Source organism: Rhizobium sp. TH2 (assembly GCF_024707525.1).
GTDB lineage: Bacteria > Pseudomonadota > Alphaproteobacteria > Rhizobiales > Rhizobiaceae > Rhizobium_E.
This window is the reverse complement of record NZ_CP062231.1, coordinates 4,347,989-4,374,771: the sequence shown is the minus strand read 5'-3', so window position 1 is coordinate 4,374,771 and position 26,783 is coordinate 4,347,989. Positions and strand designations below refer to the sequence as shown.

Here is a 26,783-nt window from a genome sequence, read left to right as displayed (position 1 = left end):
CGGTCCTATCGAGCATCGTCCCGAAGACCTTGGCCGCCGAGCCGGCGGGAGACGAGCGCCGCCAGTTTGCTGATGCCCCCGTGTGTCAGGGAGTCTTCATGCCACCCCTCCAGATCGCAAACTTCGGTATCGCTGGAGACGGCATCCTTCCATCCGAATAGCAGCTTTTTCGCCCGGCTGTGATTGGCCTGGCTTCGGAAGAGTGCGACCGGCGCACCGATGGTCTTCACCGTGTAACGTCGCGCCGCCTTCACCAGCATGTCCGTGACCGTCGAATTGGTCTCCTCTTCATCGGATGGCTGCGCGGCCTGGAGGCGGAGCATTCTCATCAAAGCCAGCGTGGCGTTGAACTCTTTGAGATAGGCGGCGACGCCCATGCTACCTGTCAGGAGTCTTCCGGTGAAGTAGCCCACGCGCTTCACTCTGCGCTCGGTGTTCCAGCGCATCTGGCGAAGCTTCGGAAGGGATCGGAAATAACCCGGCGCCCAGGCGTCAATGGCCGCCACCAGGCGAAGATCGACACCGCTCGCATGCAGTTGACGGCCGATTTCCATCGCCAGCACGCCGTTAACACAGAGCCCCATGATCGCCACGGGGCCGGTGTCAGGCGTTATCTTCATCGCCTCGATCGCCTGTGCGGCGAAGTCTTCGAGGGCCAGAGATTGGGATGCCTCCATTCTCGGTGCGTTGAAGAGATGGGCGTTGTAGACCGAGATGTCGTCGCGAAGTTCGCCGGCGAGGCGATAAAACAGGAAGGGATGGTTGAGCGTGTAGATCGACAACGATCCTGTCCCGGACTTGTAGGTCGTAAGTTCCCACGGATTCGGTGCAGATACCCGGGCTTCGGCCGAAGACGCGGGCGAGGCGGCTATTGGTGAGCCGAAGATTGCCTCGGCAAAGTCCTTGAGAACGGGCTTACGGAACAGAAGTTCAAGATCGGGCTTCAGGCCAAAAACTTCATGCACCTTCGAAATCATTCTCAGAGCCAGAAGGGAATGTCCGCCGGAATAGAAGAAATCGGTATCGGGCTGTGCACTTTCCACCGGAAGAATCTCGCTCCAGATGTCCGACAGCATCTTCAGCCGCTGCCCGAATGTTGCAGCAGCCGGGTCGGAGGTCGAGCTGCCGAGATCGACGCTGGATAGCGGCCGTTGCTCCGTCTCTGCGGGCTTTGACTTTCCGAGGCGGCCGGCGGACGCCGCCAGGCTCGCGAAGCCGGACAATGCTGTGCTCGGTGCGGTCAGTGCAAGTTCATAGGCATCCTGCCAGAGTTGCAGGAAGAGCTCGATCGTTTCCTGCTCGAAGAGATCCGCATTGTATTCGATCGACATGCGCCAGCCAGAGGGTCTGCCGATTATGATGAAGCTCAGATCGTAGATTACGCCCGGCGATTGCGAAGGCGCGCTGATGAGCTGGAAGCCGCCGTATTGGGTGTCCTCGAGAAAAGCCTTCTGGCAATTGAAATTGATCGATATCAGCGGGTTGCGGGAGGGATCCCGCACCGGGTTGACGACCTCGACGAGCTTGTTGAACGGCATGTTCTGATTGTTGAGCGCCTCGGTGACGATCCGGCCGGTATTCCGAAGGTGATCATTGAAACCAGTGTCGGCCCCAAGGTCGAAACGCATGACCACGTTGTTGATGAAAACGCCGATCATGTCCTCGAGTTCACTCATTTCGCGCCCGGCGACCTGGGTGCCAAACATGACCGGCGTGTTCTGGGACAATCCATGCAACATGGCGCTCGTCACCGCGGCGCCATACGCATAGAGCGAGACCTTGTTTTCCCGTGCCGCATTCTCCATGCGGTCCCCGAAATCACCGCCTTTAAGCAACGACAGGATGTTGCCACGGTTGGATTTGACCGCGCCACGCGGCTTGTCCGTGGGGATTTCGAAATAGGGTGCGTCCTTCAGCTGTTTGAGCCAGAACGCCCTCTCCGCCTCGAAGCCATAGCTTGCGAGATATTCCTCCTGCCACATGGCGAAGTCGCCGTATTGCAGCGGCAGATCCGGCAACGTGGGCTGCCGGCCGGCATCGATTGCCGCAGCGATCTCGCCCACTTCGCGGCCGAGCACCCGAATCGAATATCCATCGAAGCAGCTTTGATGCGCGGTGATCAACAGGAAGGCGCTGTCGTTGCTCACCATCAGCAGCGATACGCGAAACAGGCACGGCTTGCTGAGGTCGAAGGGCTCGCTGGCCGTTTCCTCGCCGATCTCCAGAATGCGTTGCTGACGCTGGTCGGACGGTACGTTTCTGATATCGATCACCGACATCCTGAAGTCGACATTGTCGACGACCTGCTGCCGTGGCTCTCCATTTCTCTCGACGAAAGAGGTTCTCAGAATTTCGTGCCGCTGGATGACCTTTCGCAGGGCGGCTTCAATCGTCGACGTCTTGAACGTACCTCTGATCTCCCAGCGAACAGCGACGTTGAGCGCCGGATTGCCGGGCTTGAGCTGATCGAGGATCCAGCAACGAATCTGGGTCTGCGTGCAGGGAAATTCGCCGACGATGATCTTGGCGCTCTGAGCGGTTGTCGTGTTTTCTATGCTGCTCATGAAGTCACCTCGACGCGGCGACGGGCGCCATTCCGAAAATCCTTTAGGGAAGGGACCTGATATGCTGGAGTCATGGTCTCCTCCTCCCGGTTTTCAGCGAACTCCGCCAGTTCCGCGATCGAGGGGTGACGAAGCAGGTGCTTGGCTTCTAGGGACAGCCCAGCGTCCATCATGCGGGCGGCGATGCGGAAGATGGACAGCGAATCCGCGCCCAGCGAATAGATATTGTCTTCGACGCCGATGCGGTCGATGTGAAGCACCTCTTTCCAGATCGAGGAAAGCTTTTCCTCCAGCGCCGTTCGCGGCGGCACAGAGATAAGGTCGACCTTCCGCTCCGGCATGCCGCGGTTGACGAGCGCCTTGCGGTCCAATTTGCCATTGGCCGTCTGGGGCAGTTCGCCGATCATCGTCCAGAAAGCTGGGATCATATGGGCGGGCAGATGGCCCTGGGCATACTTTGCCAGCGTCGCGGATGTCGGCTCAGTAGCGCCGGTGTCGGCGACGAAATAGCAGACCAGGGTGGTTTCGCCCCCGGCTTCACGCACCGGCACAACGGCACATTGCTTCACGCCCTCAATCTGCGAGACGACCGCCTCGATGTCCCCGAGTTCGATTCTGAAGCCGCGCAGCTTGATCTGGTTATCGCGCCGGCCCAGCAACTGCAGAGATCCGTCCGGCAAGCGGCGGCCGACGTCGCCGGTCCGGTAGAGCCGCTCTGCGGTACCAGTGCCGATGTCGCGGGAAACGAATGCCGCCTCGGTCAGGTCGGGCCGTTCGAAGTAGCCATTGGCCAAACCATCACCGCCGATGCAGAGCTCACCGATGACGCCGATGGGGGCGACATGGTCGGTATGATCGAGGATGTAGAGTTGCGTATTGGCGATGGGATGACCGATCGTGATCGGGGCATCGTCGTCGGTGATTTCTTGCATGGACGACCAGATCGTCGTCTCGGTCGGTCCGTACATGTTCCATAGTTCGCGCCCCGACTTGACGAGCGTCCGCGCCAGGTCTTTCGGCAGCGGCTCGCCACCGCAGAGCATCTTGAGGCCCTGATACCGACCGATGCCGGCTTCGACGAGGAGCTGCCAGAGCGTCGGCGTGGCCTGAAGGACGGTCGCCTTCGTCTGCTCGACCAGCTTCACGAGAGCAAAACCATCCTGCACATCGGTCCGGTTGGCGATGACGACCTGGCCGCCGGCGATGAGAGGCAGATAAAGTTCCAGCCCCGCGATGTCGAATGTGATCGTGGTGACCGCCACGAGAACGTCATCGTCGGAAAATCCGGGCTCCTTCTTCATCGACAGGAGGAAATTGAGCAGCGCGCTGTGAGAGACCTCGACGCCCTTGGGCACGCCGGTCGAACCGGATGTGAAGATGACGTAGGCATTTTTTCTCGGATCAGTCGGAAGGTCATCCAGTGTGCCGCCGCTCTGTCCATCGATAGAAGTCTGTTCGAGGTCGAAGCGGATCACGGTCCTGTTCTCTGTATCGAGGCCTGGGGTGATCGAGCCGTCTCCAAGGATAGCGACCGGCTTTGCAATCTCGAGCGTCTGCTGCAGCCGCGCCTCAGGATGGGCGGGGTCGAGCGGGACGTAGGCATGACCTGATTTCATGATCGCGATCAGCGCGACAAGCATGTCGAGCGACCGTTCGCAGAGAAGGGCGATGCGCTCTCCCGTGCCATCGACCCGTGCCTTGATGTGGCGGGCGAGGCGGTTGGATCTGGCTTCGAGATCTCCATAGGTGATCGTCTTGCCGTCGTGTGACGCGGCGACTTTCTCCGGATGTTCCACCGCCTTCCGGGCGAAAAGCGAGAACATGAACTGGTTGCGCTCGTATTCGGCCGAGGTCTCGTTCAGGTTGTCGATGATCCAGTGTCGTTCGGTTTCCGACAATAGCGAGAGCGACCGGATGGGGTGCGCCATGTCTTCCGCGAGGCTCGCCGCGAGCGTCGCGAAATGACCGATCCATCTTTCGACAGTGCGACGATCCAGGACGTCTGCATTATAGTCGACATCGATGCGGATACCCTCCGGGCTTTCGATCATGTTGAGGAACATATCGAAATTGGAGAAGAGCTTGCCGTTCGGCTCGATACGGCTGGAGAGCCCGTCGAACTGGGCGCCCGCAGCCATGCGCTCCAGGTTGAACTGGATGCCGGTCAGGGGCAGCCGCCGCGGGTCCCGCTTGAGATCAAGTTTCCGCACCAGGGTGCCGTATGTGTAGTCCTGGTGCTCGAAAGCCTGCAGCACCACCTGTTGGGTAGCCTTCAGATGGTCCGCGAAACTCGTTTCGAGTGCCACGGTTTGGCGCAGCGGAAGGAGGTTCACGCAGTGGCCGACAAGGATCTTGTCTTCCAGCAGGCTCTGACCGGCGGAGGGCACCGCGATCACGATGTCGGACTGTGCCGAGAGGCGGGCGACCAGAACCTGCAGCGTTGCCAGAAGCGTCGAAAATAGGGTGGCACCTGCCTTGGCGCCGCTCCTTTTCAGCGCTTTGTAGGTCGTGGCGTCGATCCATCCAGTGCACGTTCCACCAGCAAAGGTACGCCGATCCGGATGTTGCCGATCATAGGGCATGTCGACCGGCTCGGGCGTCTCGCGGAACTGGTCGATCCAGAACTGTTCGGTGCCGTCGCCGGGCTTCGCCTTCGGCGCATAGGACGACGCATAGTCCGCGAATGACAGGGCGGGTTCGAGAACCGGCTCATCGCCGCGTTTGAAGCTCGAATAGGCCGACGCCAGCTCTTCCATGATGATGTTCATGGAGTAGCCGTCACAAACGATGTGATGCGCGGTAAAGATCAGCACGTTCTTGGTCGCCGACAGTCGCACCAGCGTCGCCCGCGCAAGCGGACCGTCGACGAGGTCGAACGGCGTGATGGCTTCCGATGCGATGAGTTCGCGAAGCTCCGTCTCCTGTTCCGATACCTCGACGAGGTCGAGGAGATCTGGGTCGAGGCGGAAATTCGGGAGGAACGTGAAATTCTGTCCGGTCCGGTCGAAACGGATATGCAGTGCGTCATGACGGCCGATTACGAACTCCAGGGCTCGGCGGAACGCCGCTTCGTCCAGTTCGCCATCAAGTGTCAGTGAGCAGGATTCGTTGAACGAGCAGGAGGCTTCATCACCAGCCTGTGCTGCGAGCCAAATCTCGGACTGCGCCTCCGTCAGTTCGGATTTTCGCGCCGGGTCGACCGGGCTTGCGAGCGCTTGATTGCCGGACTTGGCGCCCAGCGTGATGCCGGCAGATTGCAGCATGTCGACGCTGTCACGGAAAGCTCGAGCGATCTGGCGGAAGTCATCTTCCGAATGTGCGGTGGTCAGGAAGCACGGGTAACCCTCCTGGATATAGATCCCGTTCAGGCGTAGCTGAACGTAGAGCAGGCTGCCCAAGGGATCCGCACTGCCGAAATCGGTGTAGAACCAACTCTTATAGGAATTGAGCTGCTGACTTATGCCGCGGGTGCGCAGATCCGCATTGATTTCGGCGACCAGTGCCTCGGTTCTCGCCGCTACACGGCCATAGAGCTCGGATCCCGACCCTTTGATATGCTGCAAGGTTGCGCGCACGGCCGCGAGTACCAAGGGGTGCCGCACGAACGTGCCGGCAAAGAAAGTCGGCGCAGTCATCGGCATCGAGTCATCGCCGTAATTCCAGTGGCCGCCGTCGAGAGCGTCCATGAATCTCTTGTCGCCTGCCAGGACGCCGACCGGCATTCCGCCGCCCAGGACCTTGCCGTAGGTCGCCATGTCGCCCTTGATTCCCCACACGGCCTGCATGCCGCCCGGATCGACGCGGAAGCCCGTCACGACCTCGTCGAAGACCAAGGCAAAGCCGGACTGCGTGGCAATCTCGCGGATCTCGCGCACAAAGGACATCGGGCGGATTTCGGGATGACGGCTCTGTACCGGCTCGATGATGACTGCAGCGATGCTGTCCGCGTTGTCGCGAATCCAGGCGATGCTCGAGTCGGCGCCATATTGAAGAACGATCATGTTGGCGACGGACTCGCGCGGAATACCGGAAGCAATCGGCAGGGCGACGGGATTGGCTGCGTTGTTCCGCCCCTTGACCAGCACTTCATCGAACTGGCCATGGTAGTCGTTCGCGAAGATCACGATCTTGTCGTTGCCGGTCACTGAGCGCGCGACGCGCATGGCGGCCATCACCGCCTCGGAGCCCGTATTGCAGAACGTCACACGCTCGTGGCCGATCATACCTGTCATCAGTTCGGCGACCTCGCCCGCCATCGGCGTCTGCGGCCCGATCGCAAAACCCATGTCGATCTGGGCCTTGACAGCCTCCACGACGAATTCCGGCGCATGGCCGAAGGCCGTCTGGCCGAAGCCATTGACGAGATCGATATACTCGTTGCCGTCAATGTCCCAGATCCGTGAGCCCTTGGAACGCTCGGCCACGATCGGGAAGACGATTTCCTTCAGATCCGCCCTGAAACCGGAAGCGGTACGCGGATCCGCAAGGCGCGAACGATTGGCACTCGTGAAATCCTTGGATTTCTTGTGCTTGGCCTCATAGGTCGTCACGAGATCATTGATGAACTGCCTGGTCTGTTGGGACAGCTCGACGGTCTTGGCCTGTCCGGGCTTATAGAGCTTGATACGGTCGGTGCCGATTTCGACGTCCGCGGCTGGGGCGTCAGCAATCTTGTCCACCGTGACTACAGCCGGCGCGGGAGCGGGTGCTGAAACAGCAGAGACGACGGCGCTCGGAGCGACAGGGGCTGGTTGCAGGTTGCCCGCCGTGGCGGATTGCATGATCTGGAGCTGTTGGGCGAAAAGCGTCTGGGTCATCTGGATCTGCGACTGCAGGAGCGCCTGCAGCGGTGAGAGCCCCGTCATATCCAGTTGCCGCATCGGTTGCGGCGCAATCGCGATTTGCTGCGCGATCGCAGCGGCCGGTGGTGGGACCACGACCGTTTCGGTGTTGGCCGGCGCTGCCGCTGCCGGAGCGGAGGCGACGGCTGCCGGCTCCGGCGGCATCTGAGCGTCCAGGTGGCGCGCCAGGGCCGCTATGGAGGGAATATTGCTGAGCAACTCACGGAATGAGAGCTTCACGCCATATTGCTTTTCCAGCTTCTGGGCGAACTGGCCCACGAAGAGAGAGTCGAATCCCAATTCCAGGAAGGTTGCTGTGCGCATATCAGGAGTGAGACTTTCTCCAGACATTTCGCTGAGCAGCGCGAGAAGCGCAGCCTCGAGGCTGGCGGCACGATTGGAGGTTTCCTGGGAGGTCGAGGTTGACATGGAACGAACTTCTTCTGATTGGATGACTGGAAAACTTTCAGCTATGACCGTTTGGGCCGGGGCCGGCAGCCCGGACGAGACCTGCGCCTGGCGGCGGGCGATTGGCGGGGCTTCAATCCAGTGGCGCTGGCGCTCGAAGGGATAGGTCGGCAGAGTTGCGCGCTGGTTCGTCGTCTTGGGCAATTTCGGCCAGTCGATGCTAGCGCCGGCTGCCCACAAATGGCCGTGTGCCTCGAGCAGAACTTCCACGGCTTCGGACGCCCGATTGTGTTCCGGCATGGACTGGATGATGGCCGTGGTCCCATCTCTGCCAACCGTCTGGGCGGCGAATACCGACAGCGTTCTTCCCGGTCCCACTTCCACCAGAATCGGCTTGCCCTGCGCGCAAATCGTTTGGATGCCACGCGCGAACTGGACTGGCTTGCGACAATGTGCTGCCCAATATTGCGGCGACATTCCAGCATCGTTGTCCTGCCAGTCGCCGGTGACACTGGATATATAGGGCAGGCTTGCTGTGCCGTAGGTCAACTTGGCAGCCTCGCCGCTGAGCGCCTCGATTACGGGGTCCATCATGCGAGAATGGAAGGCATGCGAGGTATGCAGGTGCGAAAAGGCGATCTCGGCGCCCTCCAGACGTTTGCAAACGGCGTCTATGCCATCGAACTGGCCGGCGATGACGCAGAGATTGGGCGCGTTGACCGCAGCGATCTCCGCGTCGTTGTGCAAATAACCTTCAATCTTCTCGGCACTTGCCCGGACCGAGACCATGCTGCCCGGCGGTTGACTCTGCATGAAGCGCCCGCGTGCAGTCACCAATCGCAGTCCGTCTTCGAATGACATGACGTTGGAAAGCGTCGCGGCGGCGAATTCTCCCACGCTGTGGCCAATCAGTCCATCGGGTCTCAATCCGTGCATCAGCCAGAGGCGCGCGAGAGCATATTCGGTCAGATAGAGGCAGGGTTGTGCAATACGGGTTTCGCGCAGTTCATGATGCATCGCCTCGCTGACATTTCCATTGTGGCAAATGTAATCGCGTGGGTCGAAGCCGTAGGACATCTTGACGATTTCGGCTCCCCGATCGATCCACCGGGCAAACTCTGGCTCGCTGTTGTATAGGCCGAAACCCATGCCGACATACTGCGCGCCCTGTCCCGGAAACATGAAGACGACAGGCGCCGAGGCATCCGCCGCGAAAGCACGGAAGCTCTCTTTTCTCAACAGGCCCGCAGCCTGCAGTGGTGAACTCGCGACGATGGAGCCACGAAAGCCAAATTCCCGTCGGCCCGTCTGCAAGGTTCGCGCCACGCTCGCCAAGGAGACATCCGGATGTTCTTCCAGATGCAATGCAAGATTGCTTCGGAGGTTGGCGAGCGCGCTTTCAGATCGCGCGGCGAGTGGCAGAATGTAATTGCGTCCTGCGGATTCGTTTTTTTCGGTGGCTCCAGAGACGCCTTCCTCCAAGACAACGTGGACGTTCGTTCCTCCAACGCCGAAGGAGCTCACGCCTGCACGGCGCGGTGCTTCGCTGGTTGGCCACTCCGTTACTTCAGTCGGAACGTAGAAGGGACTGCTTTCGAGGTCGATGTGACGATTGGGCGATGAGAAATTCGGCATCGGCGGAATCTTTGCCGACTGCAGCGCGAGTGTCGCCTTGATGAGGCCGCCAACGCCGGCTGCGGCATCCATGTGTCCGACATTGCCCTTGAGCGACCCGAGGGCACAGGTGCCCCGGCCTCCCGCCGCGCCGAAGACGCTTCTCAAGCCTTCGAACTCGATTGGGTCACCCAGCGGCGTGGCAGTGCCGTGACACTCGACATAGCCCACGGTGGCCGGATCGAATCCTGCACTCGACAGGGCTGCCGAAATGGCTTCGGCTTGGCCGTTGATGCTTGGCGCAGTGAAGCCGACTTTGTCGGCGCCGTCATTGTTGATGCCGTATCCGCAGATGACGGCGAGAACGCGATCGCCATCCCGCCGCGCATCGGCAAGGCGCTTGAGAAGCACGACGCCGGCGCCGTTCGCGAAAACCGTTCCGGATGCCTCGCTGTCGAAGGGACGGCATATGCCGTCACGCGACGCCATGCCGCCTTCCTGGTACATGTACCCACGCTTGAGCGGCAACGTTATCGACACGCCACCGGCCAGCGCCATGTCGCAGATCTGTAGCCGAAGATTATTGCAGGCCTGCGTGACGGCGAGAAGCGATGTGGAGCACGCCGACTGCAAACTGAATGCAGGGCCGCGAAGCTTGAGCTTATACGCAACACGGGTCGCGAGCGTATCGTTGATCGAACCGACCACTTCGGCAAAGGAGCCGATCTGGTAGTTGGTGGTGAGCTCTTCGACCTTAGCCCTGCTCTGCAAGACATTGTTGAGCAGGTAGCTCGGCATCGAGCAGCCGGCAAAAACACCGATCGCACCTTCGTATCGCTCCGTGTCGTAGCCTGCCTTCTCTATCGCTTCCCAGCAGATCTCAAGAAAGATGCGATGCTGCGGATCCGTAACAGCGGCCTCGCGCGGAAACATGCCGAAGAACTCCGCATCGAACATATCGACGCCGTCCATCTGCGGTCTTGCCGACACGTAATTCGATGCGGCCCGCTCCTCGTCGGTGAACGCATCGTCACTGTCGTCCTTGTCAAATCTCGAAAACGAGTTGCCGCCTCTGAGCACCAGATCCCATAACGCATCGACATCGGCTGCTCCGGGAAAACGTCCAGACATAGCGATGATGGCGATCTTATCGTGCTCATCTGCGGCGGCGGCCTTTTCTGCCCTTTCCGGTCCATTCAATTTAGTCATTAGCTTTCCCCACCCAACTCTGGAACCCTGCATTGCCCTGTTCCAGCGAACCGGTCCGGACCCATCCTTCGAACCGGTGCGCCCGTCCGGTTCCCGAGATAGCGAACGAGTTCCTGAATGGTCGTATGTTGGAAGAGTGCCAGCACATCGATGGATCGACCCAGCTCGGCCTCGAGCGCCACGTGGGCCCGCAAAAGCTGCAGTGACGTGCCGCCGAGATCAAAAAAGTTGCGATCGGCAGCTATCCGTTCAACGCCCAGTGCCTCCCGCCAGATCCTCATCACGATTTCTTCGTCTCGGCTCTGTGGCGCGACGAGTGGTGACTTGACGACGGGCGGTGGCTGCAGCTTGGAGCGCTCGACCTTGCCAGCGGTAGTAAGTGGCAACTCCTTGAGCACCACCGCCGCGCTAGGGATCATGTATGGCGGCAGGATCATCCGCAGCGCGGACATGACCAGTCGGGGAAATTCCGGATCCGTCAGATCGCTCGGCCTTTTCGGGCAGAGATAGGCGACGATATGCCTCACGCCGGGCGCCTGTTCGTGGCAAACAACGACGCCGTCCAATAGGCGATGATCTCTCCGAAGCGCTGCCTCGATCTCGTCCAGCTCAATTCGCTTGCCGTTGATCTTGACCTGCCGGTCGTGCCGTCCTTTGAAAGCAATGGTTCCGTCGTCCTTCATGACCGCCATGTCGCCTGTCAGGTAGGCACGCACGGGCCCGTCGGCGCTTCGGACGATGCGGAAGCGTTCTTCCGTCAGATCAGGTCGCTGCACATATCCATCGGCCAGCCCGTCGCCGGTTATCGCCAATTGTCCCTCGGTTCCTGCTGGGACCTCGGCGAGCTCGTCGTCGAGGATCAGAATTCCGGTGTGGGCTATCGGACGGCCTATCGGCATTTCATGCCCGTTGAAGGAGTGCGGTATTTCGAAGTAGGTGGCGATGCAGGTCGCCTCTGTCGGGCCGTAACAGTTCGTAAGGCGACAATTGGCATGGGCCCTGAGAAAGCGGCGGGCGTGCTCCGGGGAAGCGACTTCGCCACCGAACAATACATGGCGAAGGCTGGGAAGGCGGGCGTCTCCAAAGTCCGCGAAAAGGTTGAACAGGCCCGTGGTCAGCAGGGTTATCGTGATGCCGCGGTTACGGATGACGTCGCAGAGGAGCGGAACCGAGAACACCTCATCCGGCATGCCAGCGAGCGTGCATCCGTTGAGCAAAGCGCTCCATATCTCGAACGTTGTGAGATCGAACGAGAGCGATCCGCCGTGCAAGACCACATCATCGCGGCGGAAGTCGATATAGTTTTGGTCCATCACGAGGCGAAGTATGCCGCGATGCGTGACGGAAACGCCCTTTGGCCGGCCGGTCGATCCCGACGTGTACATGAGGTAGGCGGTGTCTCCCCCATCGACACGGGGACCATTGAAGACGGCATTCCTGGGAAGCTGGCCAACCAAGTGAAAGAGATCGACGAACGCGCCTCGGAGCCTCGGCACAGCTTCTATCTTTTGCCGGTTCTCCGCAGTGACGAAGACTACCTTCGGCCGACACTCTGAAATCATGTGGTCGAGAATTTCCGTCGGCAGGGCGACATCTATTGGCAGGTATGCCGCTCCCGCCTTCAGGATCGCCAATTGGGCAATCACCGTTTCCATCGACCGCGGGACGAAAAGAGCCACGATGTCGTTTTTTTGGACTCCCAGCGCAACCAGCCGTTCGGCAAGGGCATCCGACAGCTTGTCGAGATCACCATACGTCATGGACCTATCGCCGAATACCAGGGCAGTTGCGCCCGGCGATAACTCGGCCTGTTGGCGTACCACATCGTGGACGCTGCTATCCCGCTGATAGTGCAGCCTTTCAACAACTGCTCTTGCCGCAAGATGATCCGAATAGTTCATGTCGAACTCCGTAGGCAGCGTTAAGTCCAATCACGTCGGATCGGAACTCTTCATCAGTATCGCCAGGCTTCGCTATTTCCCCCCTGCGACAGCGCACAGAATTTCATGACGCCGCGAAATAAAAAGATGCTCATTGGGCTTTCCCGGCTATCCGATGGTACCGACGCCCTAATCCATTTGGCTGAACCCCTGCCGGATTGGCTCGAAAAGGCCGGGCGAGACCTCTCATCGTACTAGAGACTGTGACCTGATGGGTTCGGCACAACTCTCGAGCGAATGTTCATTATTTCAGATGGTTAACGCGTACGATGATCGTGGTTGGAACCGTCTGACATAAGGGCTATGTGCTCAGGGGCGAGCCGTGTTGTCTGCCTCAAGGGCGTAAGCGCGCACGTAGTCTACAAACATGTGGGACGGGTCTGGTGTCATGATATTACTGGTTCCGTCGACGAGCGCCAGGTTCAACAAAATGAACAATGGTTGGCGATGTTCAGGCTGCGTTGGGGTTGTCCAGACCAGTTTCCGATCGAAATACATGCGGATGAATTCCTTATCGACCTTCACACCATAGGTATGAAAGTCGGAAGGCTGGGCTTCGGCGAATACTTCGTTGCGGTTGCCCTTCGAGTAATGCTCACCATTCTTGTGCCAGACATGAACGACTGACGAATAGGCCCCCGGCTTGTCGCCGTAATATTCCAGGATGTCGATCTCAGCAGTTGCCTTGCTGCGGTCCCTGCCGACCAGCCAGAAGGCAGGCCACACGCCTGCTCCCTCGGGAAGCTGCGCCCGCATTTCGAAATAGCCATACTTTTGCGAGAAGCCTACTCCCTTCCGATCGACAGAAGCCAGCAGGCCCGATCGCCAATTGCCCGCTTCATCGCGTGTCGCCTCGATTCGCAGGATGCCGCTATCCGTAGAGAAGGGCGAGTTTTCGCCGGGATCGCCAAATCTCGCGCCGCCGTAGTCACCTGACCAGGGTGTATGCGCAATCCACCGCGTTCCCGGCCCCCAAGCCGAGACGTCCAACGTGTCGAACTCTTCACTGAACGTCAGCTTCAATTTCTCTGGATCGATGGGCGTGCCCGTGCTGTCGGCAATGACTGTCGCCGAGGAAAGTAGGCCACATATCGCAACGGCGGCACACAGTCCGAGAACGCGTTGCAGCGTTCCGGAGCTGGATAAGTGTTGCGCGCAAAATCTTGCCGAGAGGAGGTCTGAATACTGCATGCTATATTCATAACTCTACTCAGATGCGGCGTATACTGCTGAAAATGTGCTGAAATCTACCTAAAAAGACTTACCCGGGCGGTAAATACAGCAGTGCGTCGGCATGGTAGGATCAGGTGTTGGTTAGGGCTCAGTATTGAGAGTTTTCGGATGCAGATCGAGTTGATGGGTTTCGTGACGGTCGTGGTGGGTGCGGCGATCTTCCTGCTGCCCATCTCCGTCGCGTTCATCCTTTTGGTCGTTTGCACGGTGTTCGGCGCGGCGTCGGCGATCAGCCTGCCGGTTCTCGGCGGTGCCTCCATTCTCGTTCCAAATCTCTTCCTCGTGTTTTTTGTCCTGCGTTGCTTGGTCGCCCATGGTCCGGGACCTGCCATCGAGGCCATCCATGTCCATCGTGTTGGCTTCCTCCTCCTCGTAATCACCGTATTCGGATTGTGGACCGCATTCACGTATCCCTACCTGTTTCAGGGTGATGCGGAGACGATGATCGTGCAAAGGACGGCCGGTGCGCGAAACGTCATCACGCTGGCGCCCCTTAGGTTCTCATCAAACAACATTACGCAATCGGTTTATGCTTTGGGCAGCCTGCTTTGCTTCATCTTCACCTTCGCGCATTTCCTTCGTACTAATGATCAGGGACTGTTCGTCAAAGCTATGCTGGTGGTCGGAGGGATCAATCTGGCGTTCGCGCTGGCCGACATCGTAACCCATTTCACCGGCACCAATTATCTGCTCGGCTTCGTGCGGACGGCAAATTATGCGCTGCTGACGGGGGCGGAGAAGGGTGGTCTGAAACGAATTTCCGGGACATTTCCAGAGGCATCGGCATTCGCCGACTATACCGTCGCAATATTCGCCGTGACCGCTACCCTGTGGCTGGCGCGAATTCGGTCGCGCATGACCGGCATCGTCGCCGGCTTGTCCCTGGTCTTTCTTGTTCTTTCGACATCGGCAACCGCGCTGGTGTGTCTTGCGATCATCGTGCCCGTGATCCTGCTCCAATCCTTCGCGGCGAGCGCTGTCGCGCCCGGCCGCGGCAGGCCCGCGGCCTTGGTCGCGATTGCAGCCGGGCTGCCGTTCCTTGTCGTCGTCGTGATGGTAATATTTCCCGATATCGCCGCTGCCGTTTACGATTTCGTAGATGAAATCGTTCTGTCCAAGGGCGATAGCCAATCTGGTCGCGAGCGATCGGCGTGGAACAGCGTCGCCTATCAGACATACATCGACACATCCTGGCTGGGCGCCGGACTTGGTAGCGCGCGCGCCTCAAGTTACATTCTTGTCCTCTTGTCCAACATAGGCCTGCCAGGTCTTGTCTTGTTTTGCGCGTTTGTGGTCGCTCTTCTCGCAAGAACAACCGGGGCACGCCATGATCAATCCGACAGCATCGTGAGCGCCGCCAAGAATGGAATCTTCGCATTGTTGGTCACAGCGGTGATCTCGGGCACCGGATACGACCTCGGTCTCGTCTTCTATCTGCTGGCGGGGTTCATCGCATCTCAAAACATACCGACCATGAGAACGACGGCAGGACCCTACGCGGCGTTTGGCGGCACGCCGGACGAATTCGGAGCGGAGGCCTTACGCCAGTGAAGGTACTGGTTTTCAACGTCAAATATAGTGACAACCTCGGCGATGGGCTGTTGGCCCTGTGCCTCGAGAAGGCACTTGCTGGGAGCAGAGCTGACGTCAAGGTCGAGACGCTCGACATCGCCGGTCGTACCGAGTTCGGTTCCACCAATTCACGGCGAGCGGGCGTTCTTCGGGTTCTCCAGATGTTACCTGCAGCCGCTCGACGAATTGTGATCTCGGTTCTCCTGCAGCGATCGCTTCGTCGCTTGCGACAGCGGTTCGACCGATCTCTAAGGTCGGCCGATCTGGTCGTCATAGGCGGAGGCAATCTCTTTCAGGACGACGATTTGAACTTTCCTCTCAAAGTCGGACTTGTCCTCGATTGCGTGGCGCGGTCGAGCAAGCCGCTCGCCATTCACGCCGTCGGCGTCAGCGCGCATTGGTCGAAGACGGCGCTAAAACTTTTCGGCAGGATGCGCGGCGCCAATGTGATATCGGTGTCGGTCCGGGATCAGGTGTCACTAGCCAACTGGCAGTCGCATTTCCCGGCGGGGCCGTTGGCCACTATTGCACCCGATCCGGGATTGCTGGCACGAGAGTTGAGCCTTCCGGAAGTCTACCCTGCCAGCCATGCCAACACAAAGACGGTGGCGGTCTGCGTGACTGCGCCGTTCATCTTGCGGCGCCACGCAAGTATCTCCGCCTCCGCGATACCGCTGGCTGACGCCTCGCAATATGCTTGCCTCATCCAGGGCGCGGTTGATCTCGGCTTCAAGGTCAAGCTCTTCTGCAATGGCGCGCGAGAAGATCAATTCTTCCTGGCGCAGATCGCGCGGCTTCCAGAACTTTCAAATCTCATTCGCGAGGGTCGGCTTACAACGGCACCTCGGCCGAAGAGACCGGAGGAGCTCGTCCTGATACTCAAAGGCGCCTCGGTAATTCTTGCTCACAGGCTGCACGCCTGTATCGCTGCCTATTCCCTCGGAATTCCGCACGTTGGGCTCAGTTGGGATAGCAAACTACCGGGCTTTTTCGACTATACCGGACGAGGCAAATATTGTTTGAGTGGATCAGAGATTACGCAAGCTCGTATCCTTTCAGCGCTGGTTGAGGCTCACATCGAGGGGATTGAACCGCAGACGAGTTCACCCATTCTGGAGGCCGCCAGGCTCAAGGCCTCAAATCTAGTCGATCTTGCAAGTGCAATGCATGCATTGGATCCACCAGCCGCGAAAGCAGACAGCAAGAAGACTCGCATTAAACTCTACGTCGAGGCTGACGAAGCGGACTAGAATCTTAATCGCAGTGAGCCTTAGCTTTCTTCAGTTGCAAAATTAGTTTCTAATATATAATTTAATTTTTGCGAGCATAATGAATTCTTGACCATCACACGGTTGCGCAAGGAATTGTCATGACGGGTATCGAGCATACTGCGGCCGGCGAAGCGATCAGCGCCAGATCGATCGACCCGGTACTTGACGCGAAAGGGGCAGTAACTCGGCGATTTGCCGAGCGCACAACAATGTTCGAGCACGGCGATGTGGTTGGGCATGCCCTCTACATAAAGTCGGGCTGGGCAATGACATGCAAAGTATTGCCCAGTGGGACACGCATTGTTACTGATTTCCTGCTCCATGGCGACATGATTTCGATGACGGCAGCAGAAATGGGCCAAGAGGTGCTTTTGGCGCTCACCGATGTCGTTTGCTGCGAAATCCACGACCCACTGACCCATTCATCAAGTGGTGGGGCGCAGCTCGCCCATGTTCTTTATATGGAATCGCTGAAGCGCCAGGCTCGGATGTCGGAGCGGCTGGCCAATATGGGGGGCAGGGACGGCCTTGAGCGAACAGGACACTTGCTCCTCGAACTCGCGGAGCGGGCTCGACACCTTGCCAAGCCCGGCTTCGACGGCTTCATATGTCCGTTGCGGCAGGCAGATATCGGCGATGCCGTGGGCCTCTCGACAGTGCATGCCAACCGTGTCCTCAAGGAGATGAGGCTGAAGGGGCTAGTCTGGTTCCGCAACGGGATTGTCGAGTTCCTCAATCGGCAACGCTTGATAGATATTGTTGGATTTGAACCGGCCTATTTGTCGCCGTCAATTGCGCGTCAAGGCAACAGGCCTCCACTTATCAACAGCTAATTCATTATAAGTACAAGAGTTGGCCCTTGCTTACCAAGGTGCGAATCTGAGACGATGGTTTTTTTGCTTTTTTTAAGCTTTGATTAACCTGTGTTAATGCAATTGATTCAAAACATAGATAGATTTTACATGCCGGCGTAATTTCCAGTCGAACTTAAACAAAGAAGTATCGACCAATTTAACTTGGCGTCGAATATCTTGGGACAGTAGTTCGCGTCTTGATATCTGTCAGGGAGACTGACTAAATGGAAACTGTAGCAACTGAGAGAATGGCGGCTTACAATTCAATACATAGGTTTCGCCCTAGTGATATTGATGAACTTACCGAGGAAGTGACCGCAGCAGAGACAGCCGATGCAGACGAGTATGTACTTATCGTCGACCCAAGAGCACTCGACAGAGAGTGTCTGTCCAAGAGCCTTACATCGTATAATCCATCTTTGAACATCTTTACTGCCGGATCGCTGGAGGAGTGGCGGGCCAAGGGAACGGTCGCCGAACCTTCGGCAGTGATTTTGATCCTGGGCAGTCGGACACTCGCTGAGACGGGCATCAGCGAACGGATTTCGGATCTGTGCGCTTCGCTGAAAACTTGCCCGGTGATCCTCATCGCGGAAAGCGACGACTTGCATCAAGTGCTCAAGGCGGTGGAATGCGGCGTGCGGGGATACATTCCCAGCAGCGTCGGGATCAACGTCGCTGCCGAGGCAATTTCCCTCGCTCGTGCCGGCGGAGTCTTCATTCCGGCCAGCAGCATCCTGTCGATGAAGGAATTCATCAATTCGATGGCCCAGGGCAACCGGTGCTTCACCGATCTCTTCACGCCCCGTGAAATACAAATTTCGGAGGCGTTGCGGCGAGGCAAAGCCAACAAGATCATCGCCTACGAGATGGAGCTTTGCGAAAGCACCGTAAAGGTTCACATTCGCAACATCATGAAGAAGCTGCACGCAAGCAACCGTACCGAAGTCGCGTTCAAGCTTCGTGGCCTCATGAAGTAATCATGCTTCCGATAATCGATAAGTGGACTCTCATGTTATGGCATGAGAGTCCACTGAACTTAGCTGTAGGCTGAGATCTGCGCAATTAGTCTGCCGGTTCAGCGGGAATACTAACGCGCATGCGTTGGTGTGTTGATCGTCTTGGAGATGTACGGCGCTAGGTTCTAGGGATGTTTCGAGGCAAGCGGGGGCTTAGGCTACTTCCTGTGTCCTACCTCAATCTGACTAGCCTTCATCCACTAGGATCAATTGCAATTGCGGTAGGCGGCTGGCAGCTTTGGTACGGGCTGGAGTTTCCATATGTCATTGATAAGTGATCAGTTTTCTCATGAGGTGGAATCTCATCTCAAGCGCCGCAGCGCCGGACGCGGCAATTGGCACAAGCGCGCTCTGGATCTCGTCGTAGTGATTCCGGCCATCCTTTTTCTTTTCCCCGCCCTTCTGCTGATTTGCCTCGGCCTGTTGATCGCCGACGGTCGTCCGATCTTCTTCCGGCACAGACGCATCGGCAAGGACGGCAAGTCTTTCGATTGTCTCAAGTTCCGGACCATGAGGAAGAATTCTGATGAAATTCTTGCTTATATTCTGGCTACCGACCCATTGAGGGCGGCTGAATGGCAGGCAACTCAGAAGCTGCAGGGTGATCCTCGGGTACACCTTCTCGGCAAATACCTTCGCATCACGAGCGCCGACGAGTTGCCGCAGTTCCTGAATGTCCTCAAAGGGGAAATGAGCCTCGTCGGCCCACGGCCCGTAACACAAGCGGAGCTGGCGAAATATGAATCCAGCCTCAGCTGCTATCTGTCGATGAAGCCAGGCGTCACAGGTCTCTGGCAGGTGTCTCGACGGCCGGGCATGACCTACGAAGAACGGGTTGATCTCGATGTTGAGTACTTCAATACGCGCTCATTGCGCCAGGATCTGCTTATTTTATGCAAGACGGTCGGTGTCGTGCTCTTCGCCACGAATGAGGGCTAGCCGTTCTACCGAAGGAACAACAGAATGGCGCAAAACCATACGACGGCGCAAAAAACCAACAAAAGCCACCGAAGCGCATATTTGGGTTTCCGCAAGCGCCAGTTCTGCATGTTCGTTTCTTCGCTCATATCTAGGCTTCTGAAGGAGTATTCGACATATCGACCGGTTTCAAGCCTTGTGGGTCTTGTGACGATCGGACCATCTCGGCGTGCTCGCATTCGTGTGCCCGAGGGCTGTGACGATTCCATGAACGTCAGTCTCATAGCAGCTTTCGTCGAAGTTTCACCCATGCGCGTTGCGCCGGGCTTGTCGTCAGTGGCGATGAAGACTTCTCAACGTGGTCAGGTTGAGGACTTATGATAATCCTTCGTCAAGCACAGTCTCATCTCTCTCGGCCGCCCGAGCAAACGGCGCTTCGATCGGCCCTCAACGCCGGTTTGGGCGCCGGCGTCTGGACACTCACACCGAAGATCGCATCCCAGGTCGCACAACTGGCCGCATTCATTCTTGCCGCACGTGTGCTAACATCTACCGAGTTCGGCTTTTACGCATACAGTTCGGCATTCGCGCTGCTGTTCGTGGCCATCGCGGAAGGTGGCTGGGGCGAATTCGTTCTGAAATCACCGGATTATCGGGGCAAGCTTTCACAGATTGCAACCGCGGCGATGATCGCCGGCACGTTGATCACCATATTGGGATTGGCGGCGACGGCATTAATCGCTCTCTATTTCGATTGGTGGGAAGAGGCAGCGATAATTGCCTTATTCAGCTGCTGGTTCCTGCCGTCGGCGATGTCGACGGTCTACGACGCCATCCTGGTTGCCGAGGGACGCCTCCGCGACTTGGCACTCATTCGCATCGTTTCGGAACTGGTGGGGTTCGGAATCGTACTTTACGGCATACATGCGGGTTGGGGGGTCGTCTTCTTCGTCGCGGGCCGACTTGGAGCACAACTCACGAACCTTAGTTTGTCGATCGCGGTGACACGTTGGCTGCCGCGCCTTCAATTGAGTTGGGAATTCTGCAAAGAGCTTCTGGAGTTTTCTCGTCACATCGTTGCCAACAGGATCATCATCTTCTTCCGTTCGTATTCCGCCACGCTGCTGGTCGGGAGCTTTCTTGGCCTCGCCGAGGCGGGCTACTATCGCGCTGCCGAGAGGATCATTGCTGCGGTATCCGAACTGATAGGTGAGCCGGCGCGAATTCTGACATGGACCAGGCTGCGCAAAGTAGCCCATCTGGCGAGCCACGAAAGACGTGCGAAAGCCGATGTCGGCCGCTCGGCGACGACAATCATGTCCGTGCTATTGACGATTGCATTGCCGGTCTATGTAGGTCTTGCTCTCGTTTCCGAGCCTCTCGTCCGGATCGTTCTGGGCGATGCCTGGGCGCCGACTTCGATGTTGATCACGTTGCTGGCGCTGAAGCAGGTGCTATTGGTTCCGGGCTATGTAACAGAGCCGCTGCTGTCGCTGTCCGGGAACATCAGGAAAATGCCTCGGACCATCTTGCTCAACAGCCTGGTCGGTGTCGGATTTCTCCTCGTTCTTGCGCCTTTCGGCATGCTGGCCGCCGCCTATGGGCAATGCGCGGCTTCCCTCGTCTCGTTTTGCATCTCCATTCGCCTGCAGAGCGCTTATGGAGGCATGAACTGGGGGCGCGTGCTGCGAGACTGCAGCCTACCGATGATCGCACTGGCTGTCATGGTCGGTGCCGTGATCGCCTCGAGCAATCTCGCCCAGTTCTTGTCGATGAGCGGCGCGCCGTCGGTCGTTCTGCAAGTGCTGGTCGGGGCCTTGATCTACTTCATGGCGCTGGCGGCGGGACATAAGTTCGGCGGCGTTGCGTTGCCGATATTTGGCATTCCACATCGGTCGGATCCATCGTGAGATCGAATGAAAGGACGCGGGTCGAGCACGGCAGGCTGATCTGAGTGTCGGAGGGCAATATGAGTACAAGAAACCTGACAAGACAAAGTCTGATGCTTCGCAACCTCGCCGAGACGATGGTCCAGGCGTTGGCGCCACTCAAAGCTGCCAGCGGGCGCCTAAAGTATCTCTCACCGTTCCCCCGCCGTTTCAACGGCGCCTATGAAAGCTACGAGAAGGCGATGGAGGCGGCGGGTCGCACCGCCCTGGCCGGCTATGATAATGACGAAGTCACCGATGTCTCGTTCGACCAGATGTGCAAGATCGCGCCCTGGGATTATCCGGTGCTGTTCTGGTTGAACAAGCTCGAGGCCGAACTTGACGGGCTTGTCGATGCAGGCGGTCATATGGGGACCAAGTACCGTGCTTTTCGCAATCACTTGAGTCCGAAACCCTCCTTTCGATGGATCGTCTATGACGTGGCGGCCGTGGTGCGTGCCGGCCGGGCTAGGGCGCAGCGTGAAGATTGTCCCGGGCTCGAATTCGTCGACGATATTTCCCTGGCCGATGACGTGCAGCTCTTTCTCGGTTCCGGGCTGTTGCAATATCTCGACAAGCCGCTCTCGCAACTGATCAGTTCCATGAGGACCCGGCCCCGACATCTTCTTCTTAACAAGGTGGCGCTGCGTAAGGGTCCTGAAGTGGTGACGCTCGAACGTATCGGGCCGGCGCTTGTCCCCTATCGGATGCGAAACGAAGCGGCGTTCATGCGCAATGTTTGCCAACTCGGCTATAAATTGGTCGACCGATGGTCGATTCCGTCGCTCTCTCACGTCGTCGAAACGCACCCCGAGCTCGGCGCAAGCGAGAGCGCCGGCTTCTATTTCCGCCTGGACAGCTGAAATACGTCTGCGACCGCCGGTTTGGGGCTTTGCTAACCGGTCTTTTGCAGATCGGCCGATGCCAGCACGGACTGATAGAGATCCAGCAGTGCTTGGTTCCAGGTCGCCGTGGTGTGGGTGAGACTGGGACCTTCCCGAAGGCAGTTCATCGCCATCTGCCGGACGAGAGTATCGTCCGCGTGCAGTGTGCGGATCGCCTCGCTCAACGACAGGATATCCCCGCTCTTGAAGGTCAGGCCGCAATTGCGCTCGAAGATTTCTTGGCCGATCAGAGCTTCGCTCGGCATGATGACGGGAATTCCGCTGGCCACCGCCTCGACGGCCGCAAGCGAGAAAGGCTCAGGCACGCGTGAGGAGACGATCACGGCGCGCGCATCCTGAATGAGACGGGCGACTCCGTCCCGGTTTTGCCAGCCGTGAATGATCACATCAGGGAAGTCTCGCTCGAGCAACGCGCGCCCGGCGCCATCTCCGATGATTTGCAAGGGCGCGCCGGCGGCTCTCGCGGCCGAGGCCGCATCGGCGAAGCCTTTTTCAGGCTCCAGCCGTCCGATGAAGAAGAAGCTCTTTTTGAGCCACGGCGCGGTACCGGATGACGAGAACGCATCGACGGGATTCCGTATAGTGTGCGTCCGTCCGACGTTGATGCCGGACTTGACGAGATAGTCCTTCATTCTCTCGTGCACGACGACGATGTTGGGTGCCTCCGCACCGGTGGGAAACAACTGCTGGCGGATGACGTGCCTGAGCGAGCGCCATAGCTTTTCGTGATAGCCGCGCTTATCGCACTGCGTCCCAAGACACCGCGCCGACATCGGCGTCAGCGTGCAGATACTGTTGGTTCTGAAATTGGCAAAGCCTCCATTGGGACATGCCAGAAAGTAGTCATGGGCGTGAAGGATCACCCTTGAGCGCACCGGCGCGAGCGCGCGAAAGATCGAGGGCGACAAGATCTTCGACCAGCCGTGAACATGGTAGATGGTGGACGGGGTATCCTCAGCGATAAGTGTTTTCAACGCGCTGTATGCCTTGGCGTTGTAGAGCCCCCCAACAAACGCTGCGGCCTTTCCCTGAAGTGTGAGCGGTGGGCAGCCCAGATTGATTGTACGGGCTACCGGTGCGGGAGCGGTTATTTCATCGCCGGCGAAAAAGACAACGTCGACACCATGGGAGGCGAGAAATCGCGCCGAGAGGATTGCAAGATTGGATGCGCCGCCCACCATCGCGGACCGATCGTTGATGATGACTGCCCTTTGGAGCGTCGCCGACATCACGATCTACAGCTTGGTTACGTTGCTTGGTGTCAACCTGCCCAGAGACAGATCGACAATGGCTCGCATGTTTCCCTTCAATCGCCCGCGACGATCCACCCAGGGCTCGGGGCGCCACATGCGAACGAAGTTCGCGAGGATGTTCCGGCCCATCTGTGAGACCGCGTGTCTGGAGCTCATGGTGTGCTTGCGCATGAGATAGATCGGATTCGCTACTTGGGAATAGCCCAGGCGCACGCCCGGCGATCTTGCAATCTTGATGCCGAGATGCACGCCCTGCAATCCATCGGCCGAAACGATCTGGCCGAAAGCTGCCGCCAGGCGGCTGAAGTCTACGTCCTCAAGCCAGCCATAAAGCGGCAAGTTTTCGTCGAAGCGGATGTTGCCTTGTCTCACGGCTGCCATGCGAACGGCCATATTGCAGCCATAGGCATTGTAGATTGGGCGGAAACCGGTCAATTGCGACATGCCGATGTCTTTGCCGGTTTCAAGCAGGCGTTCGCCGTCCGAAACAGAAATGCCGGGACCCAGAATGCCATCCGCAAGGACCCTGCCGGTTGCGATGACGATATCGGGGTTATCGAGGAACAGTTCCTCCGTATGTGCGAGATAGGACGGCTCCATCAGGAAATCGTCATCGAGAAACACGATGACATCCGACGTCGAATTGTCGATGATATGGTTTCTCTGTCTGCAACTGCCCGGCTCAGATATCAGTACGCGCACTGGAAACGGCATGGCGGCGATGCTCGCCCATTCGAAATCCGTCTCGGAAGTCACACAAATGACGACCTCATCCGGCTGACGTGTCTGGCAGGCGATCCGGGGCAGGGCGGCGCTCAGAATCTCCTTGCGGCCCATGGTCGGGATTCCCACCGACAGATGAATTCTACCCTTGCGCATGAGCGTAGTTTCCGACTGACCCAACACCATTGCCAACAAATGAAACATGTCCTTCGATCCGCGATTGCCGATCAATAATTGCTCCGGTTTGATATCGAACCGAGTATTGTCAGCCTTGATTTGCCGAACCTGGCCAGAGCCGCAGATAGCCGTTCGATTGTCATTTTCTTCGAGCGCCCAAGAACGACGATGATGCCGTCAAGATAGTTGCAGACGGCGCGTGTATCGGCAGAATCCTCGAACGCCGACATATCGACGATCATGACCTCGTACTGCTCGCGAAGCTTTTCAATTGCATTCTTCAGGGCCGGCAAATGGCTATAGTGCTGATGAGGAATCTTTCGCTCCTTTATCTGTGCAGAGGTAAAGACGGGTACAGCGACCCCTGCTGGCCCGATGTCGAGCTTCGGCCGACTGACGGGCCGGCTCTTCTTGACTGACAGCACTTGTCCTTCCCGGACGAAATGTGGAATGTCTTCGTTGACGTGAATCGGTTCGTCCACTGAAGGCAGGCGTTCCAGTGCCAGATCCTTCGGGAAGGTAGTCGCCATCCTGCTCAGCCGGGAGCTGGCAAAATCGGCGTCGATCAGGACGACCGACCTGCCTTCGTTGCGATAGAGTTGCGCCAGATTGATCGATATCGTTGTCTTGCCCTCGCCTGGGCCGACTGACGTGATGCCGACGACCATAGGGACGCCTTCGGGGAAAGTGGAATCGATCGAGTTCTTGACGCTTCGCAGCGCTTCGGAGAACGACGAATAGGGTGCCTGCATTACGCTGCGCAATGGCGCAAGCGACTCAGGGAAGTTCGCGTCGTCCAAGACCTTGCTCTTGGGTGCCTTCCAAACCGGTACGTGACCGAGGGAGTTGATACCAAGTTCGCGACGGAGATGGCCTGCTGAGCTCGTCCGATGATTCAGGTTCTGCCTGAGCATTGCGATCGTCAGCCCGATCGCGAGACCGATCATTCCCGAGAAGGGTACGATGACCGACGTCTTTGGCCAGGTCTTGCTCATGGGAGCCATGGCCGCCGTCACCACACGCGCCTTGCCGAGCGGGAAGGACTGGGTCTGTACGGTGCCCACCAACTGCTGGAGGAGGCTTTCATAGATGCGTTTGTAAGTGTTGGCACGGCTCTCGATTTCCGAAAGCTCGGCGATCGCCTCATTCTTCTCGGCGGCCGACTTGCTGAGTACAGTAAGGCGTTCCTCCGATAGATGCTCGCGGGTCCGCGCCGCCGACAGGCTCGAGCGGCGTACGGCCTCGACGCGATCGTATTCCTGTTTGACGGCATCCTTCAGTCGCGAGATTTCCGCCTCGGCCGCGGTAATTGCTGGATTGCCTGGGTCATATCTGCTTCGCAGAATTTCCAGCCGGGACTCGGCGGCGCGCATGTCGTCCCTCAGCTTCTGGAAGGTTCCGTCCAAGCCAAGTCCGCTAAGTTCGACGCCATCACCGAGCTTCACTGCTTGCTGCAGGCTTTCCAGGCTGGCAATTTCCGACGCGGTCGCCGCGCGCGCGGCAAGAAGCTGGCTGCTGACCTCGGACAATTGCTGCTGGTCGAGCGTGAATTGATTGCTGACAATGGTGATATTGTTCTTGGCACGAAATTCCTGGGCGGAGATCGATGCCTCGCGCGCTTTTTCGCCGACCTCAAGAAGGCGGCTCTCGAGCCATTTCGCGCCACTCCTCGCCATGTCTGCGCGATCATTCATGCCCACGCGAATGTATGCCTGCGCCAGGGTGTTGGCGACGAGGGCCGCCTTCTTGGGATTCGTGGACGTGTATCCGATCTCCAGCACATAGGACTGGCCCACTCGCTGAACGGACACTCTCCCGAGAAAGGCGCCCATGGTGCGGCGCATCATCTCGGTTTCCGAGTCGACTTCTTCGTCGCGGACTGCCTCGGGCGCTGGATCGAACCACTGAGCAATGGATGCCAGGGTGCCCCTGACCAGAGAATATAAGGATCTTGACTCGAGCAATTCGGGATCTTTTGTCAGATCGAGTTTGTGTATGACCGTCTGGGCCACCATTTCGGACTTCACGATTTCAACCTGGCTCGCAATCTCCGCGGTTTCGATGATGATCGCCCCAGTGGCGGCGTCCTGCCACGAGACGCGTCCCTGCTCGGGGTCCATCACGAGCCTGGTCGTGGCTTGAAATGTCGGTTGGGTATTGACAACGTAGAGAATTCCTACGGCAACGCCGGCAATTGCGAAAATGGCAAGCGTCGGGAAGTAGCGGGTGATGAACCCCCAGACATCTCGAAAGGAGAGGTATTCACGCTCAGGTGGTTTGCGCCCGTAGTGTGGATCGCTGCTGGCGCTGTTCGGAAGCGTATGTACCACCATTGTATTTCATCCAATCGCGAA

The 26,783-nt window shown here is 58.3% G+C and carries 14 protein-coding genes; 7 read left to right on the top strand and 7 right to left on the bottom strand.

Annotated features, from left to right (window positions below; all coding sequences use genetic code 11):
• Nucleotides 1-5: 5 nt before the first annotated feature.
• From IHQ71_RS21550 to IHQ71_RS21535, 4 genes are all read right to left on the bottom strand, one after another.
• Nucleotides 6-2,564, bottom strand: a complete 2,559-nt coding sequence (locus IHQ71_RS21550) for a condensation domain-containing protein (RefSeq protein WP_258158473.1) — start codon at nt 2,562-2,564, stop codon at nt 6-8.
• Nucleotides 2,561-10,636: a non-ribosomal peptide synthetase/type I polyketide synthase gene (locus tag IHQ71_RS21545; protein WP_258158472.1), complete on the bottom strand. Its 8,076-nt coding sequence runs from the start codon at nt 10,634-10,636 to the stop codon at nt 2,561-2,563. The genes IHQ71_RS21550 and IHQ71_RS21545 overlap by 4 nt, the downstream gene beginning before the upstream one ends.
• Nucleotides 10,636-12,537: a non-ribosomal peptide synthetase gene (locus tag IHQ71_RS21540; RefSeq protein WP_258158471.1), complete on the bottom strand. Its 1,902-nt coding sequence runs from the start codon at nt 12,535-12,537 to the stop codon at nt 10,636-10,638. Before IHQ71_RS21540 ends, IHQ71_RS21545 begins: the two co-directional genes overlap by 1 nt.
• A gap of 348 nt (nt 12,538-12,885) precedes the next feature.
• On the bottom strand, nt 12,886-13,767 hold the full coding sequence (locus IHQ71_RS21535) for a glycoside hydrolase family 16 protein (protein WP_258158470.1): 882 nt from the start codon (nt 13,765-13,767) through the stop codon (nt 12,886-12,888).
• A gap of 150 nt (nt 13,768-13,917) precedes the next feature.
• Here IHQ71_RS21535 and IHQ71_RS21530 point away from each other — a divergent pair, with 150 nt between their 5' ends.
• The 7 genes from IHQ71_RS21530 (at nt 13,918) to IHQ71_RS21500 (ending at nt 22,234) form a co-directional block, all read left to right on the top strand.
• Complete coding sequence (locus IHQ71_RS21530; protein ID WP_258158469.1) at nt 13,918-15,360, top strand: hypothetical protein; 1,443 nt, start codon at nt 13,918-13,920, stop codon at nt 15,358-15,360.
• Entirely contained in the window at nt 15,357-16,631 is a 1,275-nt protein-coding gene (locus IHQ71_RS21525) for a polysaccharide pyruvyl transferase family protein (RefSeq protein ID WP_258158468.1), read from the top strand. The genes IHQ71_RS21530 and IHQ71_RS21525 overlap by 4 nt, the downstream gene beginning before the upstream one ends.
• 119 nt (nt 16,632-16,750) lie before the next feature.
• Nucleotides 16,751-17,485 (top strand): Crp/Fnr family transcriptional regulator, encoded by a 735-nt coding sequence (locus tag IHQ71_RS21520; RefSeq protein ID WP_258158467.1) that lies wholly within the window; start codon nt 16,751-16,753, stop codon nt 17,483-17,485.
• 245 nt (nt 17,486-17,730) lie between these two features.
• A complete protein-coding gene (locus tag IHQ71_RS21515) occupies nt 17,731-18,486 on the top strand; it encodes a response regulator transcription factor (RefSeq protein ID WP_258158466.1) in 756 nt (251 codons plus the stop codon).
• Nucleotides 18,487-18,786: 300 nt separating this feature from the next.
• Nucleotides 18,787-19,464 carry a sugar transferase gene (locus IHQ71_RS21510; protein ID WP_258158465.1) on the top strand — a complete coding sequence of 226 codons (678 nt, stop codon included), beginning with the start codon at nt 18,787-18,789 and terminating at the stop codon, nt 19,462-19,464.
• A gap of 437 nt (nt 19,465-19,901) precedes the next feature.
• Nucleotides 19,902-21,353, top strand: a complete 1,452-nt coding sequence (locus tag IHQ71_RS21505) for an oligosaccharide flippase family protein (RefSeq protein ID WP_258158464.1) — start codon at nt 19,902-19,904, stop codon at nt 21,351-21,353.
• 59 nt (nt 21,354-21,412) lie between these two features.
• On the top strand, nt 21,413-22,234 hold the full coding sequence (locus IHQ71_RS21500; RefSeq protein ID WP_258158463.1) for a methyltransferase, TIGR04325 family: 822 nt from the start codon (nt 21,413-21,415) through the stop codon (nt 22,232-22,234).
• Nucleotides 22,235-22,266: 32 nt separating this feature from the next.
• On the opposite strand, the gene IHQ71_RS21495 is transcribed toward IHQ71_RS21500, so the two are convergent.
• The 3 genes from IHQ71_RS21495 to IHQ71_RS21485 all read right to left on the bottom strand — a co-directional run bounded on the left by IHQ71_RS21495 (nt 22,267) and on the right by IHQ71_RS21485 (nt 26,762).
• The gene (locus IHQ71_RS21495; protein ID WP_258158462.1) at nt 22,267-23,505 is read right to left on the bottom strand and encodes a glycosyltransferase family 4 protein; all 1,239 of its coding nucleotides are present in this window, start codon (nt 23,503-23,505) and stop codon (nt 22,267-22,269) included.
• 6 nt (nt 23,506-23,511) lie between these two features.
• Complete coding sequence (locus tag IHQ71_RS21490; RefSeq protein WP_258158461.1) at nt 23,512-24,408, bottom strand: glycosyltransferase family 2 protein; 897 nt, start codon at nt 24,406-24,408, stop codon at nt 23,512-23,514.
• Between the two features lie 71 nt (nt 24,409-24,479).
• Complete coding sequence (locus tag IHQ71_RS21485) at nt 24,480-26,762, bottom strand: exopolysaccharide transport family protein (protein WP_258158460.1); 2,283 nt, start codon at nt 26,760-26,762, stop codon at nt 24,480-24,482.
• Nucleotides 26,763-26,783: the final 21 nt, after the last annotated feature.

Excerpts from the sequence above, each read along its gene's own strand:
- IHQ71_RS21550 (WP_258158473.1), bottom strand. The coding sequence starts at position 2,564 with ATGAGCAGCATAGAAAACACGACAACCGCTCAGAGCGCCAAGATCATC.
- IHQ71_RS21545 (WP_258158472.1), bottom strand. The coding sequence starts at position 10,636 with ATGACTAAATTGAATGGACCGGAAAGGGCAGAAAAGGCCGCCGCCGCA.
- IHQ71_RS21540 (WP_258158471.1), bottom strand. The coding sequence starts at position 12,537 with ATGAACTATTCGGATCATCTTGCGGCAAGAGCAGTTGTTGAAAGGCTG.
- IHQ71_RS21535 (WP_258158470.1), bottom strand. The coding sequence starts at position 13,767 with ATGCAGTATTCAGACCTCCTCTCGGCAAGATTTTGCGCGCAACACTTA.
- IHQ71_RS21530 (WP_258158469.1), top strand. The coding sequence starts at position 13,918 with ATGCAGATCGAGTTGATGGGTTTCGTGACGGTCGTGGTGGGTGCGGCG.
- IHQ71_RS21520 (WP_258158467.1), top strand. The coding sequence starts at position 16,751 with ATGACGGGTATCGAGCATACTGCGGCCGGCGAAGCGATCAGCGCCAGA.
- IHQ71_RS21515 (WP_258158466.1), top strand. The coding sequence starts at position 17,731 with ATGGAAACTGTAGCAACTGAGAGAATGGCGGCTTACAATTCAATACAT.
- IHQ71_RS21510 (WP_258158465.1), top strand. The coding sequence starts at position 18,787 with ATGTCATTGATAAGTGATCAGTTTTCTCATGAGGTGGAATCTCATCTC.
- IHQ71_RS21500 (WP_258158463.1), top strand. The coding sequence starts at position 21,413 with ATGAGTACAAGAAACCTGACAAGACAAAGTCTGATGCTTCGCAACCTC.
- IHQ71_RS21495 (WP_258158462.1), bottom strand. The coding sequence starts at position 23,505 with ATGTCGGCGACGCTCCAAAGGGCAGTCATCATCAACGATCGGTCCGCG.
- IHQ71_RS21490 (WP_258158461.1), bottom strand. The coding sequence starts at position 24,408 with ATGCGCAAGGGTAGAATTCATCTGTCGGTGGGAATCCCGACCATGGGC.
- IHQ71_RS21485 (WP_258158460.1), bottom strand. The coding sequence starts at position 26,762 with ATGGTGGTACATACGCTTCCGAACAGCGCCAGCAGCGATCCACACTAC.